Source organism: Litorilituus lipolyticus (assembly GCF_006439335.1).
In the GTDB taxonomy this organism is placed as follows: Bacteria; Pseudomonadota; Gammaproteobacteria; order Enterobacterales; family Alteromonadaceae; genus Colwellia; species Colwellia lipolytica.
In genome coordinates this window covers 1-19,167 of sequence record NZ_SAWY01000040.1, presented here as the reverse complement: position 1 = coordinate 19,167, position 19,167 = coordinate 1, and the positions used below count along the sequence as shown (strand labels likewise).

The window sequence follows — 19,167 nt, the reverse complement described above, 5'->3', positions numbered from 1 at the left end:
TATTTCCTTAAGTTAAGTTTTAGGTGTCATTTGGGTTAGCAAAACGACGTTATTTTGATACGAATAACATTCGTTTTAAGGTGTTGTTCTTGTTTATAAAGTGATGTTTCAATGCAGCAAAGCCATGCCCTGTTGCTAAAACGATAAGTGTCCAAGCTAAATAAAAGTGTATTTCACCAAAGATATCCTCTTGGTTATCAATGCTAAAAGGCAAAGCCGGTAATGAAAAAACATTGAATACTTCAATAGCTCTACCATCAGCGGTAGAAATTAAGTAACCGCTAAGCATTAATAAAAACATTAAAATGTATAAAGCTAAATGCCCGAAATAGGCAGCCTTAACTTCAATAGACGCTGCGCTTGAATCGGCGTGCTCTGGCTGTAGATTAACAGTGCGCCAAAAAACTCTTATTAATAACAAAATGGCGAGTAACGAACCAATACTTTTATGAAGATCTAAAGAGCCTTTATACCAAGCATCATAGTAACTCAACTCAACCATGTATAAGCCCAAACCAAATAAGCCAAAAATTACAATAGCCATTACCCAATGTAATATTATTGCGATCAAGCCATATGATTGTTCTGTATTTTTTATCATGAATTATCTGCCTTTAAAAAACTGAGGCCATAATACCGAACATTTCCCTATCAAAAAACACCAACAAATGAGAAACTATTGTGCATATTTGCACAACTAATTTACAAGGTAGATAAAATGAATAGTGTATCTTGGGATGATTATAAAATAGCTTATCAAGTTGCCATTGATGGTAGCTTGAGTAAAGCGGCAGTCTCTCTTGGCGTTAATCACGCAACGGTATTAAGACGTATTAATCAATTAGAACAAAATTTAGAAGTTACATTATTTATTCGACATCAACGTGGCTACAAACTCACGGATGCTGGAATATTATTATTAGATGAAATGCCTGAAATAATCACTAACTTTGCCAGCTTAGAAAATCGATTACAAAATGTTGAAGGCACAATCAGTGGTGAGCTACGTATAACGACCGTGAGTTCCTTCTCATCCACCATAACACCATCACTAAAAACTTTTTGCGCTGCTTTTCCTAAAATTCGTTTAAAACTAATTTCTACTGACGAAATCATTCCATTAGATACAGGTGCTGCACATATATCACTTCGAGCTGGCCCCTGCCCTGATGGAGTTGACCTCATTGTCAAAGAGTTAACTCAATTGAATACACAATATTATGCTCGACAAGATTATGTTGAAAAATATGGTATGCCAGCCTCAATAGCACAATTTAAAGAGCACCAATGGATTCTTCCATCATCAGATAAGCACCGTATTCCATTTGTTAGCTTCATAGTGGAGCATATAAACAAAGAAAACATTGTCTTTCAAAGCAACCATTTTCCAGATATTCACCAGGCGGTTTTTTCAGGTATGGGCATAGGCCCTTTAGCAGAGAATCAGGCCAATTCTCATGAAGGCCTAGTAAAAATGAAGGTAAAACTACCCAAAGCGTCTGAGTCTATTTGGTTTGTTTATCATAAAGATTTAAAGCATAGTATACGTATAAAGAGTTTTTATGACTTTTTAACAACTTCCCTGACCAAACAAAATTGAAATGGTAAAACATTACATTGTAAAAGGATTAATTATGAAAGCACGTAAAGTACTGGCTATAGCTGGCATATTCACAGCAATGTCATTTAACGCAATTGCAGATGAGAAAAAGCCATTACATTTCTCAACTACAGAAGTAGCACCTGGCTTACATATGCTTATGGGGGTTGGTGGTTTCACGGGGGGTAATATCGGCCTTTCCATTGGTGACGACGGCGTAATTTTAATTGATGATTCAATGCCGCCAATGCTAGATATCATGAAAACAGCTATAAAATCGGTTACCGACCAACCTGTAGACTTTTTAATTAATACCCACGTACACGGTGATCATACCGGTAATAATGAAGCAATGGCAAAATCAGGCACTCATATTGTTGCTCACCAAAATTTACGTAAACATCTAATAACTAAAGGTATCCAAGGTAAAGATGGTATGGTGCCAGCTCCCAAAGCTGCCCTGCCCGTAATTACATTTTCTGATGAAATGAGTTTTCATCTAAACAATGAAGAGGCTCATATTTTCCATGTAGCACACGCACATACAGACGGTGATGCCGTAATACACTTTACTTCATCTAATGTAATTCACACGGGTGATACTTTATTCAACGGTATGTTTCCCTATATTGATTTAAACAGTGGCGGTAGCGTTGAGGGCTTTATTGCAGCCCAACAAAAAATTCTGTCATTCGCTGATGACAAAACCAAAATCATTCCAGGTCATGGCCCTCTAGCCAGTAAGGCTGACTTACAAGCCTCGATTAACATGCTAGAAGATTCAAAAAGCATCATCAAAAAGCTGATAGTAAGTGGTAAGAATGAAGAAGAAATCGTATCCCTCAACCCGTTAAAAAAATACCATGACAAATGGAATTGGGGCTTTATCACCACAGAGCGTATGACGCGTCAAATGGTTAAAGGTTTATCTACTAGACATTCTAACAAACAATCTCACCGTCACTCTCATAATGAGGGAGCACATAGTCACTAAATAAACATGTAAAAGAAAACGTTATCGTTAAAAGGATTTTATGGAAACTAGTATAAATATCTATCTACCAATCAGCGAACTATGGTTTTTGCTTGCTATAGTTCCACTTTTGGTTATTTTATTTTTTGTAAAAAAAATACGTGAAAAGCCATTTGGTTATGCAAGTATCTTTGCTGCAATAATCATTATTTGTTTTATCGCCTATAGCTCATACAAAAACAGTATTATCTTAAAAGATAACCAATTAACTGTGTACGCTGGTGGCTTTTCAAAAACATTTAGTACTGCTAATGCTTGTATAAAAGTTGCTAACTTTAGCGCCAACTCAAATTATCAATTGTCATACCGCTCAGCTGGCACTGCTATGGCTGATTATCGTGCGGGCTATTTTAAAAACACGAATGGTAACGACGTTTTTGTGCTTATTACTGGTCAAGCGAAGTCTGCCAGTCAATACCAATTTGAACAAGGCATGCTATTAGTTGAAGACAGTCCTGCCGTATTAAGCCTGATGAATAGAATTTGTGAATAATCTCATTTTTCTTAGCAGGATTAATTCAACGGACTTAGCTCAACTAAATAGCCTCAACTAAATAACCTGATTAAAAAAGCCAGTCATTAACTGGCTTTTTGTCAATAAAACATCGAGATGTTCAACAAATGCAATCTTTATTTGGCCAATTTAAACTGAGCTAACTGTCTGGAGAGTTGTTCTACAATCGTTGATAATTTCACACCAGCATCTGCGGTGGTTCTAGCGGCATTGGCCACCTCATCAGCACCGGTTGCAATATTTTCAGTATTGATATTAATTGATTCAACCATTTGATTTTGTTCGTTTACTGCGGAAGAGATTTCGCCCGAGGCGTTAACAATATCCGTCACATTTACCGTTACATCAGAAAATGTTGTCGCAACTAACTGTGCTTGTTCAACACCCGCATTAGCTTTTTCAACTCCCGCATTCATTACTTCTACCGACTTGTTAGCGCCCAGTTGAAGTTTTTCAATGATAAGTTGAATTTCAGTTGTGGCATCTTGCGTTCTACCTGCTAAAGTTCGCACCTCATCAGCAACAACAGCAAAACCTCGACCTTGCTCACCTGCCCTTGCCGCTTCAATAGCCGCATTTAACGCGAGTAAATTTGTTTGCTCAGCTATTTCTCTGATCACACTAACAAACTGGGTAATATTGGTACTATTTTCAGCAAGTTCGTTAATAACCGTAGCGGAGTTATTTACTTCTAAGGCAATGGCATCAATCGCCATTTCAGTATCTTTGATCACTGACTGTCCTTGTTGCACGTTTTCACTTGCCTGCTCAGTGATGCCTTTAGCTTGTTCAGTATTATGATGGACAACAGCAATTGAATTACTCATTTGACTAATTGCCGTCGCAACAGAATGGGTGTTTTGTTGCTGCTCACTAATACTATTTTCCATGTTAGTGGTCAGTAATTGAATATCATTGGCTGCCTCAGTCAAGACCTTCGCATCTGTATTTAACAGTGCAAGCAGTGAGGCAATTTTGTGTTGCATCTGAGAAAAGCTGTCGCTAATTTTACCAAATTCATCTTGACTTGAAGCAACTAAGGTTTGGTCAAAGTTACCGTTTCCTAATTGCTCAGCAGCTAATGTAATTGCATACACGTTATCACTTAGTGACTGATACATAGCAACTAAAAAGTAAATACTTAATAAAGTGACTAAAAGCAATATTGCCGATATCAAATAAAGCACAGTGTCACTGCTTGCTTTTAAATGGGTTAATGCCTCAAATAACATCTGTTCGCTGCTATTAAGCAATGCACGGCCGTTGATTAAAATCTCTGATGATTGTTGCATAGCTTGCGGCTGTGATAACGATATTTCATCAGGCTCAATTACCTGACTTCTTAAAGTACGCTGAAACTCATCAAGATTTTGTGTCAATAATTCATAGTTTGATGAAAACTGTAAAATTGCTTGGCTGTCTTCACCATGAAGTTTAAGCAAGTTAACACTTTTATTAAGCTGATTCTGTATCTCATCGACCCGCTTATCAAGCGCGACAATTAACGTATAACTTTGTGCATCAAATCCATCTCGAATAACACGGTCACTTGTTGAAGAAAGCTTTGTTAAGTATTCAAGTAAAGATGGCAAACGTAAGCTAATAATTTGATTCAAATAAAAGCTAATCGCATCATTTTCTCTAGCTAGCCCCGTCGCGGCAGAAATATTTTCTTTTAAGGCTATAGTGTGTAAATAAAAATCAAACTCTCCGCTTTCTTCCTTCATTGCTTGCCATTGCTGCAATTCATTTAACGAATTCATCGCATTATTGAACAGGGGATCCTCACCTAATTCACTCGTGAGCTGTTCAATTGACGCCGTTTGACCTTGAGAGAGTTGATGTTCTATTTGGTTTAATCGCTTTAAATAATCATAACCAGTTAACTCCAACTGATAAGCATTTATATTGGTTACTAAACCATTGATTACCCATAAGCACATACCCATTAAAGGAATATAGAAAATGATGCCTAGTAATAAAAATTTGAATTTAAACTTTAATTTATTAGAAAGAGCAATCGCAGGGGTTAATATACTCATAAGTACGAGTTCCTAAGATAAATGGTAAGTAGCACAAGCTTTATAGCCATTGTTTTTATTGATAGGATATAGACCTAATAGGTCATTGTTTTATTTCATATTAGCATTGATTTTTCTTTTAACCAGCACTTGCATCAACCATAATGCAACAGAAACTTTTTTAAGCTTGCTAGAAAAACGCAGGAAATTTCTATGGAAAAAGGTGCCCTTTCAATAACACTTGCAAGCGATGCAAAATTGCAGTCGTTAAAGCAGTTAAAGGGAATTATTTTTGATTTAGACAATACTCTAGTGTCTTCCTCATTAAATTTCCCCAAGATTCGAGCAACACTTGGCTGCCCAGATGGTGAAGACGTACTCGATTTTATCAGTAAAATGTCAGGAAAAGAGCGCCAACAGGCAACGCAAATATTAGTTGATTTTGAAATGGCTGATGCTAGCAACTCTACTGCACTAGATGGCTGCCATCAGCTTATAGATTTGATAAAAAAGCTAGGTTTACGTTGTGCAATTGTCACCAGAAACTGCCAACAAGCTGCTAGGTTAAAAATAAAGAACAACGATATAGCCATTGCAGATCTTATAACCCGTGAGCAATTTAGTGCAAAGCCATCACCAGAAGCTCTATTATATTTAGCGCACAAATGGAAAACTCCTACTCAGAATATAATGTATGTTGGTGACTTTCTTTATGATATTCAAGCAGCTAAAAACGCGCAAATGATTTCTTGTTTATTAACCTTTGAACGTCAACTTAGTTACAGTAAACAAGCAGATATCGCGATTAATAACCTACCTGCGCTCTACGCTTGCTTAAAAAGAGCTAAACTATAACTTAACAACGCTGAAAGCTAATCACGTTATCGATATTTTTAGCAATCGCTTCTACTCGTGCTTGCCATAATTTTGCGAAACTTGCTTGTTGCTCAGTGCTCGCATTCCCTTGTAAACACGCTTGCATGAGTTCAGGCATATTTTTATCAGCCGATATGGAGCTTGCATCGTAAAAAACTTCTACCGCATCGCCAGTATCTCGACGAGTAAATTTGACCTCACCTAAAATGTCACAGTCAAAATGCATTAAATGACGTCTATCATAACGTCCCGCTAAACCTTTAAAACCAAGGTTTACCGTTGCACCTGTTATATTAGTTATTACGTTAGCTATTACGCCTGCTACTCCTTCGTTGGCATTTTGGGCAAACTCAACCAAAATATCGCCGCGTTTTGGCAGTTTATCTTTATACAGAGCTTTTAAGCCTTGTAAGGTCATTAAGTAAGCCCCAAGTACCGTTGGACATGAGTGACCCGCAGCTTTTACTGTATCTAAATAACTAAATTCAATAATTCCTTGCTCGAAAGCGCCTAAAAAGCTCGCGAGTTCGTCTTGCAAAGTAATAGTTTCAATTTGATTGTAAAAATCAGGATGCTTCATCATTACACCTAGGATTAAAAAGTGGTTCTAATGATAAAAGTACGTTAAAAGTGAGAAAAAATAAAACAGCCTGTTAGCTGTTTTATTGTGTGGTATCAAATAAGTTTTTAATAGAGAGCTTGACCTGATTTTGTACAGGCATATTCAGGGTTAATCGCCACCACCAGAACAATCGCCTCCTGAAAAACTATCCCCCGACACAGTCCATGAATCCATTGATGATGAACTAGAAGAACTTGAGGAGATACTACTCCCTACATAAGTTTCTGATTGAGAAGAATTTCGAAATTTAATCACTGCTGATATAAGAAAGGCAGTAAAGATTATCGGGCAAAGTAACGCACCAATAAAAGAGGAGGAATCAAGATCTATATAAGCAAACGATACCGCTAACCCCGCTAGAGTAAATATCCACGACAACATAACAACACTCCCACATTTTTATTATTATTTTTGCATACAGTACCGCAGAACGTTCATTTCATCAACTCAACAGCGTTTTCAAAAAAAAAGCCAGTTAATTAACTGGCTTTGTTGAATTGTAACTCAATGATTGTTAAGTCGTTAGTCGCTTACTTAACGCTTCAGCTAAATCATGCTCTATGGTTTCTAATTCATCTTCAAAGAAGAATTTATCAGTATCAAATGGCTTAAGTAACTTAACATCATTCGTTGTTTCGTCATATTTTGCTAAGAATACTTTATCAAGCCATTTCATATTTCGACCTTCAGTGAACATTAGGGCAAAAGCTCTTTCGCCTCCTACCTCACATTCACCCATTATCGAAATTTTACCTGCCGAAGTTGTCATAGATAGATGACGAGATGGACGGTTAATAGAAGGAAGCTCTCGATATATTTTATCAAAGATTTTACTGACATCACTTAATGGTGCAGTGAAGTAATGATGCTCACCTGTAGGACGCGCACAATACATAGAATGAAAACTAATAAGCATAGTCGCTAATATATTGGATAAATCAATCCAGTTTTGCGCACTGCGATCGATATCGATAGTGCCATCTTTATGCTCAAACAGGCTAATATGGTTCATCATTGGGCTTTGACTGCGAATAACAACACCGTGGCGCTGTAGACGACGAATGGCCGCGATAGTTGTTGGGTTTAGAAGCTCTCGTGGTGTAGAAAAATGAGCCATCCACGCCAACTGTATTCCATTTTCATGCAGTTTATCAAACACGGCGAGCATCTTGTCGTATTTGTGACTTAAGATCATTTCCGGTTGAAAAGTTAATGAGCGGGTGGCTAATCGCACAGTCTTAATATGCAGTAATTCTCGATCTTCCATTAATGGCGTAACATATTGATCAAAGCGACTCGCTGGCATATAGCCACCGTCACCACCCGTAATCAGCATATCAGTAACTTCTTTATGCACTTTTAAGTAACGATGAATTTGATCGATTTCTTTTTGAATAAACATATCTTCGTCACCACGAACTTGCGCATGACGGAAACAATAAGTACAAAAAGAAAAACAATTTTGCGTGGTTTTATCAAAAATAAGCTGGCACTGCGGATATTTATGCTGACTGCCATCGAGAAATTCTATTTCCCCTTGCTCGTTCTCAAACCAAGGTTTATTAAGTTGTTGGTTACCATCATGTGGGCTTGTTTTTTCTTGATAATCAGCAACAATTTTCTTTTTCTCTTCGACACTGGCACCTAAATATTCATTTACAGTATCTTTATTAATCATATTAGGCTGAGGCATGACTAACTGAAAAACTGAATCTTCATAGAAGTTAGTCCAATCAATGCTATTTAAACTGTGTTTCGTTGCTAAAAACCGATAAACTTCAACAAAAAGTTCTCGCTCTTCTATATCACCAATATCAATATTATTCGCTTCGAGTATTTCTACTACACGACGAAAACCTGAAAGCCCAGTATACTGATCTTTTTCGTTGAACATATGCGATTCTTTATCTAACAAGCCAGAATGCTGTGGATAAGAAGCATGTAAACGGCTTAATAAACCTGTAGGAAGTAAATTCTCATCTTTAATGATTTGTCGTGTTTCGTCACTGTAATGGTAAACATCCATCATGTCGTTAATATCTTCAACGCTAACATCATTTATTACCTGAGCACGCTTATGAATGGCGCCACTAGGCTCACATGAGCTAGTGTTTTCCACTTGTTTAGGATCAACAAGAGCAACATCAATCTGTTGCTCCGCACTTGAATTTGAATTAGACATTCGACAATCTCCTGATATTTTATAGGGTATTACAGTAGCTCATATTTTAGGTTAGATATTTTCACTATTGACGTCATAGCCGAAAACTCTCTGTTTACTGCAAATGATAACAAAACGCATTTAACAAACTGTTATTCTGTGTAAACATCCCAAAAAAGTTCATTCACTTTACTGAATTCGCTATATTCTTCGTCAATTCATTGTTTCATTCAAACGATATTAACTCACCAACTCATGACTTTTTGTAATGATCAAATATAAATTTATCGCTATAATGTCTTGGTTTCTTATTGACCACAATACTAGGTAATAAAGTTAAAAATGAACTTGCCACAATCAAAAAAATTATTACCAAGTACGAGCATGCTTGCAGCTTTTGATGCGGCAGCTCGTACAGGAAGTTTTACCGCGGCAGCAAAAGAGTTATCGTTAACTCAAGGCGCAATCAGTAGGCAAATTAATGCGCTTGAAGCGCAATTAAATATCACGCTTTTTCACCGCCACAAACAAAATATTCAGCTGACGGAAATAGGAAAAAGCTATGCAAAAGATATACATAGTGCATTAAGTCATATTCGCTCAGCCACTCTAAACATGATGACCAACCCGACAGGAGGGGTATTAAATATAGCCATATTGCCAATGTTTGGCTCTAGATGGTTAATGCCCCGCCTCGCTGACTTTCTATCAAAGAACCCTCAAATAACAATCAACACGGTAAGTAAATTAACGCAATTTGATTTTTCTCTTGAAGACGTACATTGCGCAATTCATTTTGGTCAGGGAGATTGGGCACAAGCAAACTCAACTTTTTTGATGGCAGAAGAGTCAGTTGCAGTATGTGCACCTGAATTTCTTAAAAAAATTAAACAAAAGGATTGCACTACTGATAATAAACAGCGCTTTATCGCCAGTTTAGCTGAGCAGCCACTATTACATATATCAACTAGGCCAGACGCATGGCAGCAATGGTTTGCCAGTCACAGTATTTTCACACCTGCACAGCAAGGAATGCATTTTGAACAATTTTCTATCGCAACAAATGCAGCAATTGCTGGCTTAGGTATCGCGCTATTGCCAAAGTTTTTAATCGAAAATGAACTAAAGCGTAAAGAGTTAGTAGAGGTTTGCTGTACACCACTCACTACTGACAATGCTTATTACTTAGTCACACCAAATGATAAACTTGATTACAGCCCAGTACAGAAATTCACCCAATGGTTAATAGACACAGTAAAAGATGAAAATTAATTTACCCATAATTAATAAGCAACACCCAAAAGCTAAATAAAACCATCCCTTTCAAATAAGCAGTTTATTTCTTAGTTGCCACCTCTAATCAGAGCACAACTTTTTCACAAGCTATTAAGAAATTACGCTGGTAATTTATTGTTTATACACCTTTTTAATTACGAAATGTTCGTCTATATTTGGTAACTAAGTACGATAAATTCTCACCACATTTAAAGCTTGAACATCATATACACCAAAAGGATACAATTGTGATTCTAAGTAAAAGCGCCCCTTTAAGTACAAAGATCACCTTATTATTTGCTTTACTGATTGCTACTTGCATCGTAATCCTTTCCTATGTTTCCTCAAATTCTCTCGAGGATGTAAGCGAGCAACAACTTAACTACATGGAAGATGAGGTAAAAAAATCTGTTCTATCCTCTCTTGAACGAGGTGGCACTATTGCGGGTAATAAAGTCGCAACCTTATTAAAGCAAAGCTTTTCTATCCCCTTAACTTTAGCGCAAATTTTTTCTGACTCAGCTATCCCGCAAAAGCCATTCTCACGTGAAAAAGTAAAAAAAGTCACGCACTCAGCATTAAAAGCCAACGAAGCTATTAGCTCGCTTTACACCCACCTTGAAAAAGACGGCTATGATGGCTTAGATGACCAAAACCGAAATAATTTTGAACACAGCTCAAATACCGGAGCACTTGAAATTTACTGGGTAAGAGAAAATGGGCAAACAATCTTTTACCCAACAGAAGATGCTGGCGAAAAATATATTGAAACCATAAATGAAAGTGGCATGCGTGAATCAGAGTGGTACCTTTGCCCTCGAGATAAAGTAACCCCCTGTGCACTTGATCCGTATTTATATGAAATTGAGCCCGGTAAATCTGAGCTGTTAACAACTTTATCAGCCCCTATTATTTCTCAAGGGAAGTTCATTGGTATTGTTGGTGCAGATATTAATTTACCTGTCGTACAAACATGGATAGAGCAAGCATCAACAGGTTTATTTAATGGTAAATCCATGCTGACCTTAATTAGTCAAAATAACATTATCGTTGCCTCGACTAAATATAAAGATTTGGTTGGTCAACCTGTGACTAAAGGCTCTAATCAACTTTTACAATTTGCTAAATCATCAGAAAAAACTCATATAACTGATGAAAACTGGCAGGTAAAGGTTGATGTTAACCTTGAAGAAGCGGGAGTTACTTGGAAATTAATTGTCTCCATTCCAAAAGAAGTGGCTATGATGCCAGTCATCAGTTTAAAGAAAGCCTCTGATGAAACCTATACCAGCGCAATTACCAGTTTAGTGATCCATTCCATTCTCTTTTTAGCCGTTGCTGTTGGTATTGCTGTTTGGCTAGCAAAATCTATATCCTCTCCTATTAAGTCCGTTTCTGATTCAGTACAAAACCTCTCTTCTCAAGAAGGTGATTTAACGCAAAAGGTTCATATACAAAACCATGAAGAGTTAATTCGATTAGCTTCAGGGTTAAATGACTTTATGAACAAATTAGCCAACATTATTGGTGGTTCAAAAGCGGTATCTCAGCAATTAGTTGGCTTAATGGCAGAACTAGACAGCGGAGCTGAGCAAGTTAAAAATGATACTGACAATCAACAGATGAACTTAGATAATATGGCAACTGCAATAAATGAAATGTCAGTAACCGCAATGGAGGTATCACGCCTTTCACAAGATACTGCAACAAATGCATCTGATGCGAATGACATTCTTACGGGAACTCAAAGCTCTCTACAAGGCACTGTTACTGAAATTGAGAAACTCTCTATAAACATGACCGAAACTGGTGAACAAATTGAGAAAGTTGCAGAGCGTACGCAAAATATAACCAGTATTGTATCGACTATTCAAAGTATAGCTGAGCAAACCAATTTACTCGCCTTAAATGCTGCCATTGAAGCAGCCAGAGCGGGAGAAATGGGTCGAGGTTTTGCCGTTGTTGCTGATGAAGTTAGAAATCTTGCAAGTAGAACGCAAACCTCAACAACAGAAATTAGTGACTTAATTCAGTTCTTACAAACCGACGTAGATGTCGCTGTAGGTAACCTAACGGAAATAAAGCAATCTGTTGATGTATCAGTTGATGCAACAAAAGATAGTTTTGAGCAATTGGCCAATGGCGTAACTAGCATTAACGCCATCAGCGATAGCTCTGTTCAAGTAGCAACGGCTGCTGAAGAGCAAAGCCAAGTAAGTGAAGAAGTTAATATGCAAGTAGTGGCCATTAGTGATAGTAGCAAACAACTCGCTGAAATGGGTGAAACCTTAAGTGAAATGAGTGCGCGTGCGCAAGAGCTAATTAACGATTTGAATGCTCAATTAAATTTATTAAAATCTGAATAGTATTAACCTTACTTTTACAATTATTATGAGTCTACGCTCCTATTTTTTATAGTTTTGTAACAACGAATAGATTCTGCATGTTTTTGCTAAGCCATACGTAATATACTAACGCTGAATTTAATCAATGCCTTTTCCTATTAATCCTTTAGTTAATATCATTATAGATCTAAGAAGATGAAACTACTGATCACTTGCCTATTTTTTACATTGTCTACCTTCACGGCACAAGGCAATGAGTTATTCCCTGAAAAGTTAATTTTTGCTGCTCAACCGCATGACGCAAGGTTGTATGAACAAGGTAAATTAGAACATAACACTATCATCCGTTTAGCTAAATCGTTAAATATTCCCATTGAAATCTATGAATGCCCTTGGGCATGTTGTATGCAAGCAATAAGATCTGGAAAAGCCGATATCATTGATGATTTATTTTATAGTGAAGAACGAAGCCGTTATTTAACATTTTTACAGCCTAGCATAAGAACTCAATCTGCTGGCTTTAGGTTTTATGCAGACAACAAGCAAACAGCTAAAATTAGCCGGTGGGAAGATCTTACTGGTCTACGTATAGGCATACTGAGAGGTTATGAGCATTTTCCGAAATTTGATAACGCCAAAAATTTACAAAAATTTGATTTTCTAACTATCGAAGTTATTACTGAGCTCATTCTAAAAGATAGGTTAGATGTACTTATTGCACCGCCAAGTTTTAATGAAGAGAGTTTTACTGAAGTCGATCCTCATAAAAATCTAACGAAACAACCATACTCTCATATAGAAAACATTCCTTTATTCCTTGGTTTATCAAAAAAATCTGAATGGATTGAATTTCAAAAAGAACTCGAAGGTACGTTATCAGTCGTAATAAACAACCCGCCCCTCTAAGGATAAAGGAAAAAAAAGCGGACATATGTCCGCTTTATAAAGCTAGTTTTAGCCGCTATTTATCGTGCTAATGTGATTAACTCTTTAATTTACTGTCTAGCTCTTCAATTTTAGCTTGCCAAATAGCCGGACCAGTAACATGTGCAGACTCACCCGTGCTATCTACAGCAACGGTCACAGGCATATCTTCAACTTCAAATTCATAAATAGCTTCCATACCTAATTCTGGAAACGCTACTACTTTTGCTTTTTTAATTGCCTTTGATACTAAATATGCTGCACCACCTACAGCCATTAAGTAAACAGAGTTATGCTCTTTAATGTTTTCAACAGTTGCAGGGCCTCGCTCTGATTTACCAATTGAACCTAACAAACCTGTTTTAGACAACATCATATCCGAGAACTTATCCATTCGAGTTGCTGTTGTCGGGCCTGCAGGGCCTACGGCTTCGTCACCAATAGCATCAACAGGTCCTACGTAGTAAATGAATTTATTAGTAAAGTCTACTGGCAGTTCTTCACCTTTAGCTAACATATCTTGTATACGTTTATGTGCTGCATCACGACCTGTAAGAATGGTACCACTAAGTAGAACTGTCTCACCTGTTTTCCATTCACTGATATCTGCTTTGGTTAAACCATCAACATTAACACGACGAACATTCTCACCAACTTCCCATGTGATTTCTGGCCACTCTTCAAGTTTAGGTGGCGATAAGTCAGCAGGGCCTGAACCATCTAAGTGAAAATGAACATGGCGTGTAGCAGCACAGTTAGGGATCATAACAACCGGCTTAGAGGCTGCATGGGTTGGTACCGAGTTAATTTTTACATCGACTACTGTCGTTAAACCACCCAAGCCTTGTGCGCCAATACCTAATTTATTAACCCTTTCAAAAATTTCTAAACGTAATTCTTCTTCAGCGCTTTGAGGGCCCCTATCAATTAACTCTTGAATATCTACAGGGTCCATTAAGCTTTCTTTGGCAAGTACACCTGCTTTTTCAGCCGTACCACCAATACCTATGCCTAACATCCCAGGAGGACACCAACCAGCCCCCATACTCGGTAAAGTTTTAACAACCCAATCAGCAATAGAATCACTAGGATTTAACATCGCCATTTTGGTTTTATTTTCACTACCACCGCCTTTAGCCGCAATCATGACTTCAACTTCACTGCCCGCTACTAGGTCAATATGCACAACTGATGGAGTGTTATCCTTAGTATTTTTACGAGCCCCTGCCGGATCTGCAACAATGGATGCACGTAAAGGATTATCAGGGTTCATATAAGCACGGCGGGTACCTTCATCAACCATTTGCTGAACGGTCATGTCAGTTTTATCCCACTTAACATCCATACCTATTTTCACGAAACACGTCACAATACCCGTATCTTGACAAATAGGTCGCTTACCATGAGCTGACATACGTGAATTAATCAAAATTTGAGCAATTGCATCTTTTGCCGCAGTGTTTTGCTCTTTGTGATATGCCTTTTCTAATGCTTGAATAAAGTCTAGAGGATGATAATAAGAAATATATTGTAGTGCATCCGCTACACTATCGATGAGATCTTGTTGTTTAATGATGGCCATAGTGCTCTCTATTAGCTTTAATATTATTGAGTTGAAAGTTATAATAAACTATCACCTATAATAACTTGCTATTGACCTTGCTGCCAGTGTAAACAGCTAATAGTCAACATTTAAACAGCGAATAACTTGAGTAATTATAACCTTGCCTTCTCAGTCTTCTTATTTTAGTCAATCGTTACTTTCTTCAACGACTTACCCTTTATCGTTAACCATTGAGGAATTAGCACTTTCAGAGCAATGTTCACCCTTAACATTATTTACTTCATTATCAGCGACTCCTTGGTCAATGTGGTTAGATTCAGGTGACAGTGAACACGTTGATAGCCGCTTTGATATCTTGGTTTGGCAGCCTGAAATCACCCTTACCACCCAAGGCCGCAATACGCTCATTAAACGTATGAGTGATAGCTATAATGAAACAAGCCAAGCAGACCCGCTTCTATTGATTAAGCAATTACAGGCACAGATTATTTCCCCAGTAGAACACAATGCAGCTACCTGCCCTTTTTTAGGAGGGAGTGTCGGTTATTTTGCTTATGATTTAGGTAGGCGTTTTGAAAAATTGCCTGATAAAGCCAGTAATGATATCAATTTGCCTGAAATGGCTGTCGGGATTTATAGCCAAGCAATTGTTTATGACAATCATCAACAACAATACTATTTGATTTGCCCAGCAGAAAAAAGAGAGCAACTCACACTCGAAATAAATGAGCTATGCCCAGCGAATAAGCTAGATTCATCTTTTAGCTTAACCAGTGAATGGCAAGCTAATATGACACAAATAGATTACGAGAAAAAATTTCAACAAGTACAAGATTACTTACTCAGTGGCGACTGCTACCAAATAAACCTTGCCCAACGTTTTAGTGCACTATACCAGGGTGAAGCATTTAATGCCTATAAAGCACTGAGAGCAGCAAACAAAGCGCCCTTTTCAGCATTTATTCGTATACCCGAAGCAGCGATTTTAAGTGTTTCACCCGAGCGTTTTTTGCAATTAGAGCAAGGTAAAGTACAAACAAAACCTATTAAAGGCACTATGCCACGCAGTGAAGATGCGCTGAAAGATAAAGAAAACGCCCAAACCCTAGCTCACTCGACCAAGGATAAAGCCGAAAACTTGATGATAGTGGATTTACTGCGTAATGATATTAGTAAAAACTGTATCGCAGGCTCAGTAAAAGTACCTAAACTGTTTGATATTGAAAGTTTTCCTGCCGTACATCATTTAGTGAGCACCATCGAAGGTCAATTACAAACCAACAAAGATGGTTGCGATTTATTACGAGATGCCTTTCCTGGCGGTTCAATTACTGGCGCGCCAAAAATTCGCGCAATGGAAATAATAGAGGAACTTGAGCCACACAAAAGAAGTGTTTACTGTGGTTCTATTGGCTATATTTCTAGCTGTGGTAACATGGATACAAGCATAACAATACGAACGCTTATTGCCCATCAGCAAAAGCAAACCATACATTGTTGGGCTGGTGGTGGTTTAGTCGCAGACTCTACTGCAGCGAGTGAATACCAAGAAACCTATGACAAAGTGAATAAAATACTGCCAATACTGAGCCAGCTAAATACTCGCAATAATAGCTGACCACTGTCGTGTTTCCTTAAATAGGATAAGAACTCATTACACGTAATTACGTAATATTAGGAAGTTAAAAATGACAAAAGATGAGTTTTTATTACGTTATAGTTTGTATCAACCAACCGATTCAGCCCATAACTACCTTCATGATAAGCCATTAAAATCAGCCGCGGTATTAATTGCTTTAGTTGAACCTAATACCACAAATAATGAAGTGGGTTTACAGGTATTGCTGACCAAAAGAGCCAGCCATTTAAAGCATCATCCATCACAAGTCAGTTTCCCTGGCGGCAAAGCCGAGCCGGAAGATCTATCACTTATCAGGACGGCTTTAAGAGAAGCAGAAGAAGAAATTGGTCTATCACCCGATACTGTCACGGTAATTGGTCAATTAGCACCTTATCAAACCATTAGTGGCTACCTTGTCACACCTATTGTTGCCATAGTTGATACGGCAAAGTCATACTGTATTGATGAAAATGAAGTCGCGGAAATTTTTCATGTACCATTGCAACACTTTCTCACTGCCGATAAACACCACGTTGTAAAAGCAAGTAAGAATGGACGAGAGCACAACGTGCACTTCCTACCCTATAAACATTATAATATATGGGGTGCTACCGCAGTGATGCTTAAAGATTTAGTCTCTCATTTACAGTGATTTCTCAATACTATTTCAACTTTCCAGAGCCTTTAGTTATAGCTTAGTAACTTTTATATATTATTTTGTTTTTCAAATCGAACTATTTGGGATAGAATTACCGATTATAATTTTATGTATTAGCTATTTACTCAACTTAAATTCGGATATGAAACAATAAACCGTATTTGATATTTATAACAGTAAATGTATTTTACTCTGTTGAAAAAGCAGATTCTCCTCATACTGTAGAAAGCGACTAAACTTTCAATTGAGGTAATGACAGCTCTTCAATTAAGATATCGCCTTGCGAAAAATATAGGTAAAGAAATATGATCAGTGTATTTGATATGTTCTCAATTGGCATAGGCCCATCAAGCTCTCATACTGTTGGCCCAATGAAAGCCGCTAAACTCTTTGTAGATGACTTACTTGAGAAAAAACTATTAGATAAAGTTGATAGAGTTAAATGTGAACTTTTTGGCTCTCTTGGTCAAACAGGTATTGGCCATGGTACAGGCAAAGCTGTGATCTTAGGTTTTTCAGGTCAAGCACCTGAAACTATTCCTGTCGAGTCTATTGAACAAACTTTAGAAGATGTTGTTAGTACACAAAAAATACTTCTAAATGGCTCTCACCAAGTTAGTTTCCCAAAAGACGATGCCATTATTTACCATCACCGAAAAACCTTGCCTGCGCATGCAAATGCGATGACATTATTTGCCTACCAAGGTGATGAGTTAGTTTCTGAAAAAACTTATTACTCAATCGGTGGCGGCTTTATTGTTGAAGACTGCGATTTTGAACAAGAAAAAGATAAAGCACTTTCTTTACACAGCAATATTAAACGTCCGCACACTTTTAGAAATGCTGAAGAGTTGTTAGTACAAGCAAAAGAACATGGCTTAAGCATATCAACCATGATGATGAATAATGAAAAGTGCTTAAATGATGAAGCGACTGTTCGTACCAAGTTGATTGAAATTTGGCATGCTATGAAAAGCAGTGTTGAGCGTGGCATGACAACAGAAGGTATTTTACCAGGTGGTTTAAAAGTAAACCGAAGAGCTCCTGCATTATATAGAGGCTTAATGGTTGAAAAATCAAGTGATCCTCTCAATGCTATGGATTGGGTAAACCTGTTTGCCATGGCGGTTAATGAGGAAAATGCCGCAGGAAGCCGTGTTGTTACCGCCCCGACTAATGGTGCTGCAGGTATTATCCCTGCAGTACTTTGTTATTATGATAAGTTTGTAAAACCAGTTACTGATGACGATTGTATTCGTTACCTGCTAACAGCTGCCGCTATCGGTATTTTATATAAAACCAATGCCTCTATTTCTGGCGCTGAAGTTGGGTGTCAAGGTGAAGTTGGTGTTGCTTGTTCAATGGCTGCGGGAGCTTTAGCTGAAATTCTTGGTGGTACTCCATCTCAAGTAGAGAATGCAGCTGAAATTGGTATGGAGCATAACTTAGGATTAACCTGCGACCCTGTTGGTGGTCTTGTTCAAGTTCCTTGTATAGAGCGTAATGCCATGGGTTCAGTTAAAGCAATAAATGCTGCTCGTTTAGCTCTTCGCGGTACAGGAACGCAAAAAGTTTCATTAGATAAAGTCATTAAAACTATGTGGGAAACAGGTAATGACATGAAAACGAAATACAAGGAAACTTCGCGTGGTGGGTTAGCCGTTAATATTATCGAATGTTAATCAGCAATAAATAAGAAAAAGCCCTATGAGTAGTAATACTTATAGGGCTTTTTTTTGTAAATATATTCGACACATTAATTACAATCGTTTATTAACAAATACAACTAATTCACTGCCTCATTCAAGAATAATCAATTGATTTATAATACTAAAACAACTAATAAAAAAGCCGTCATTATGACGGCTTTTCTCTTTATTTTGACCCGTCCTAAATAAGGTTGACACTTTTCCACGATTAAATTGGAGAGTGTTATGAAATCAATCACTAAAC

Annotated in this window: 16 protein-coding genes; 10 read left to right on the top strand and 6 right to left on the bottom strand. The window is 37.5% G+C overall.

Annotated elements, in window-relative coordinates:
• Positions 1 to 49 precede the first annotated feature (49 nt).
• Positions 50 to 601: a cytochrome b gene (locus EPA86_RS16205; RefSeq protein WP_140605441.1), complete on the bottom strand. Its 552-nt coding sequence runs from the start codon at positions 599 to 601 to the stop codon at positions 50 to 52.
• 117 nt (positions 602 to 718) lie between these two features.
• On the opposite strand from EPA86_RS16205, the gene EPA86_RS16200 reads away from it, so the two are divergent.
• From EPA86_RS16200 to EPA86_RS16190, 3 genes are read left to right on the top strand one after another with little or no spacing between them, the layout of a single operon-like run.
• Positions 719 to 1,600 carry a LysR family transcriptional regulator gene (locus EPA86_RS16200; RefSeq protein WP_140605440.1) on the top strand — a complete coding sequence of 294 codons (882 nt, stop codon included), beginning with the start codon at positions 719 to 721 and terminating at the stop codon, positions 1,598 to 1,600.
• Positions 1,601 to 1,634: 34 nt separating this feature from the next.
• A complete protein-coding gene (locus EPA86_RS16195) occupies positions 1,635 to 2,594 on the top strand; it encodes an MBL fold metallo-hydrolase (RefSeq protein ID WP_211664955.1) in 960 nt (319 codons plus the stop codon).
• A gap of 40 nt (positions 2,595 to 2,634) precedes the next feature.
• Positions 2,635 to 3,126, top strand: a complete 492-nt coding sequence (locus EPA86_RS16190; RefSeq protein ID WP_140605439.1) for a hypothetical protein — start codon at positions 2,635 to 2,637, stop codon at positions 3,124 to 3,126.
• Between the two features lie 137 nt (positions 3,127 to 3,263).
• Here EPA86_RS16190 and EPA86_RS16185 read toward each other — a convergent pair whose 3' ends face one another.
• Complete coding sequence (locus EPA86_RS16185; RefSeq protein WP_140605438.1) at positions 3,264 to 5,189, bottom strand: methyl-accepting chemotaxis protein; 1,926 nt, start codon at positions 5,187 to 5,189, stop codon at positions 3,264 to 3,266.
• A 192-nt stretch (positions 5,190 to 5,381) separates the two neighbouring features.
• Between EPA86_RS16185 and EPA86_RS16180 the strand changes: the two genes are divergently transcribed.
• The gene (locus EPA86_RS16180; protein WP_140605437.1) at positions 5,382 to 6,023 is read left to right on the top strand and encodes an HAD family hydrolase; all 642 of its coding nucleotides are present in this window, start codon (positions 5,382 to 5,384) and stop codon (positions 6,021 to 6,023) included.
• A gap of 1 nt (position 6,024) precedes the next feature.
• On the opposite strand, the gene EPA86_RS16175 is transcribed toward EPA86_RS16180, so the two are convergent.
• From EPA86_RS16175 to EPA86_RS16165, 3 genes are all read right to left on the bottom strand, one after another.
• Positions 6,025 to 6,624: an FmdE family protein gene (locus EPA86_RS16175; protein WP_140605436.1), complete on the bottom strand. Its 600-nt coding sequence runs from the start codon at positions 6,622 to 6,624 to the stop codon at positions 6,025 to 6,027.
• A gap of 150 nt (positions 6,625 to 6,774) precedes the next feature.
• Positions 6,775 to 7,047 carry a hypothetical protein gene (locus EPA86_RS16170; protein ID WP_140605435.1) on the bottom strand — a complete coding sequence of 91 codons (273 nt, stop codon included), beginning with the start codon at positions 7,045 to 7,047 and terminating at the stop codon, positions 6,775 to 6,777.
• A gap of 133 nt (positions 7,048 to 7,180) precedes the next feature.
• Positions 7,181 to 8,848: a hypothetical protein gene (locus EPA86_RS16165; RefSeq protein WP_140605434.1), complete on the bottom strand. Its 1,668-nt coding sequence runs from the start codon at positions 8,846 to 8,848 to the stop codon at positions 7,181 to 7,183.
• A 363-nt stretch (positions 8,849 to 9,211) separates the two neighbouring features.
• Here EPA86_RS16165 and EPA86_RS16160 point away from each other — a divergent pair, with 363 nt between their 5' ends.
• The 3 genes from EPA86_RS16160 (at position 9,212) to EPA86_RS16150 (ending at position 13,353) form a co-directional block, all read left to right on the top strand.
• Positions 9,212 to 10,099, top strand: coding sequence for a LysR family transcriptional regulator (locus EPA86_RS16160; protein WP_246058434.1), 888 nt, complete (start codon positions 9,212 to 9,214; stop codon positions 10,097 to 10,099).
• A 251-nt stretch (positions 10,100 to 10,350) separates the two neighbouring features.
• Positions 10,351 to 12,468 carry a methyl-accepting chemotaxis protein gene (locus EPA86_RS16155; protein ID WP_140605433.1) on the top strand — a complete coding sequence of 706 codons (2,118 nt, stop codon included), beginning with the start codon at positions 10,351 to 10,353 and terminating at the stop codon, positions 12,466 to 12,468.
• 174 nt (positions 12,469 to 12,642) lie between these two features.
• Positions 12,643 to 13,353 (top strand): substrate-binding periplasmic protein, encoded by a 711-nt coding sequence (locus EPA86_RS16150; RefSeq protein WP_140605432.1) that lies wholly within the window; start codon positions 12,643 to 12,645, stop codon positions 13,351 to 13,353.
• Between the two features lie 76 nt (positions 13,354 to 13,429).
• On the opposite strand, the gene EPA86_RS16145 is transcribed toward EPA86_RS16150, so the two are convergent.
• A complete protein-coding gene (locus EPA86_RS16145; protein ID WP_140605431.1) occupies positions 13,430 to 14,953 on the bottom strand; it encodes a fumarate hydratase in 1,524 nt (507 codons plus the stop codon).
• A 211-nt stretch (positions 14,954 to 15,164) separates the two neighbouring features.
• Here EPA86_RS16145 and pabB point away from each other — a divergent pair, with 211 nt between their 5' ends.
• From pabB to EPA86_RS16130, 3 genes are all read left to right on the top strand, one after another.
• Positions 15,165 to 16,553, top strand: a complete 1,389-nt coding sequence (gene pabB, locus EPA86_RS16140) for an aminodeoxychorismate synthase component I (RefSeq protein ID WP_170309687.1) — start codon at positions 15,165 to 15,167, stop codon at positions 16,551 to 16,553.
• A 70-nt stretch (positions 16,554 to 16,623) separates the two neighbouring features.
• Entirely contained in the window at positions 16,624 to 17,208 is a 585-nt protein-coding gene (locus EPA86_RS16135) for a CoA pyrophosphatase (protein ID WP_140605429.1), read from the top strand.
• 311 nt (positions 17,209 to 17,519) lie between these two features.
• Positions 17,520 to 18,896 (top strand): L-serine ammonia-lyase, encoded by a 1,377-nt coding sequence (locus tag EPA86_RS16130; protein WP_140605428.1) that lies wholly within the window; start codon positions 17,520 to 17,522, stop codon positions 18,894 to 18,896.
• Positions 18,897 to 19,167: the final 271 nt, after the last annotated feature.

Excerpts from the sequence above, each read along its gene's own strand:
- EPA86_RS16130 (WP_140605428.1), top strand. The coding sequence starts at position 17,520 with ATGATCAGTGTATTTGATATGTTCTCAATTGGCATAGGCCCATCAAGC.
- EPA86_RS16165 (WP_140605434.1), bottom strand. The coding sequence starts at position 8,848 with ATGTCTAATTCAAATTCAAGTGCGGAGCAACAGATTGATGTTGCTCTT.
- EPA86_RS16135 (WP_140605429.1), top strand. The coding sequence starts at position 16,624 with ATGACAAAAGATGAGTTTTTATTACGTTATAGTTTGTATCAACCAACC.
- EPA86_RS16180 (WP_140605437.1), top strand. The coding sequence starts at position 5,382 with ATGGAAAAAGGTGCCCTTTCAATAACACTTGCAAGCGATGCAAAATTG.
- EPA86_RS16145 (WP_140605431.1), bottom strand. The coding sequence starts at position 14,953 with ATGGCCATCATTAAACAACAAGATCTCATCGATAGTGTAGCGGATGCA.
- EPA86_RS16185 (WP_140605438.1), bottom strand. The coding sequence starts at position 5,189 with ATGAGTATATTAACCCCTGCGATTGCTCTTTCTAATAAATTAAAGTTT.
- EPA86_RS16150 (WP_140605432.1), top strand. The coding sequence starts at position 12,643 with ATGAAACTACTGATCACTTGCCTATTTTTTACATTGTCTACCTTCACG.
- EPA86_RS16200 (WP_140605440.1), top strand. The coding sequence starts at position 719 with ATGAATAGTGTATCTTGGGATGATTATAAAATAGCTTATCAAGTTGCC.
- EPA86_RS16205 (WP_140605441.1), bottom strand. The coding sequence starts at position 601 with ATGATAAAAAATACAGAACAATCATATGGCTTGATCGCAATAATATTA.
- EPA86_RS16190 (WP_140605439.1), top strand. The coding sequence starts at position 2,635 with ATGGAAACTAGTATAAATATCTATCTACCAATCAGCGAACTATGGTTT.
- EPA86_RS16160 (WP_246058434.1), top strand. The coding sequence starts at position 9,212 with ATGCTTGCAGCTTTTGATGCGGCAGCTCGTACAGGAAGTTTTACCGCG.
- EPA86_RS16195 (WP_211664955.1), top strand. The coding sequence starts at position 1,635 with ATGAAAGCACGTAAAGTACTGGCTATAGCTGGCATATTCACAGCAATG.
- EPA86_RS16170 (WP_140605435.1), bottom strand. The coding sequence starts at position 7,047 with ATGTTGTCGTGGATATTTACTCTAGCGGGGTTAGCGGTATCGTTTGCT.
- EPA86_RS16175 (WP_140605436.1), bottom strand. The coding sequence starts at position 6,624 with ATGAAGCATCCTGATTTTTACAATCAAATTGAAACTATTACTTTGCAA.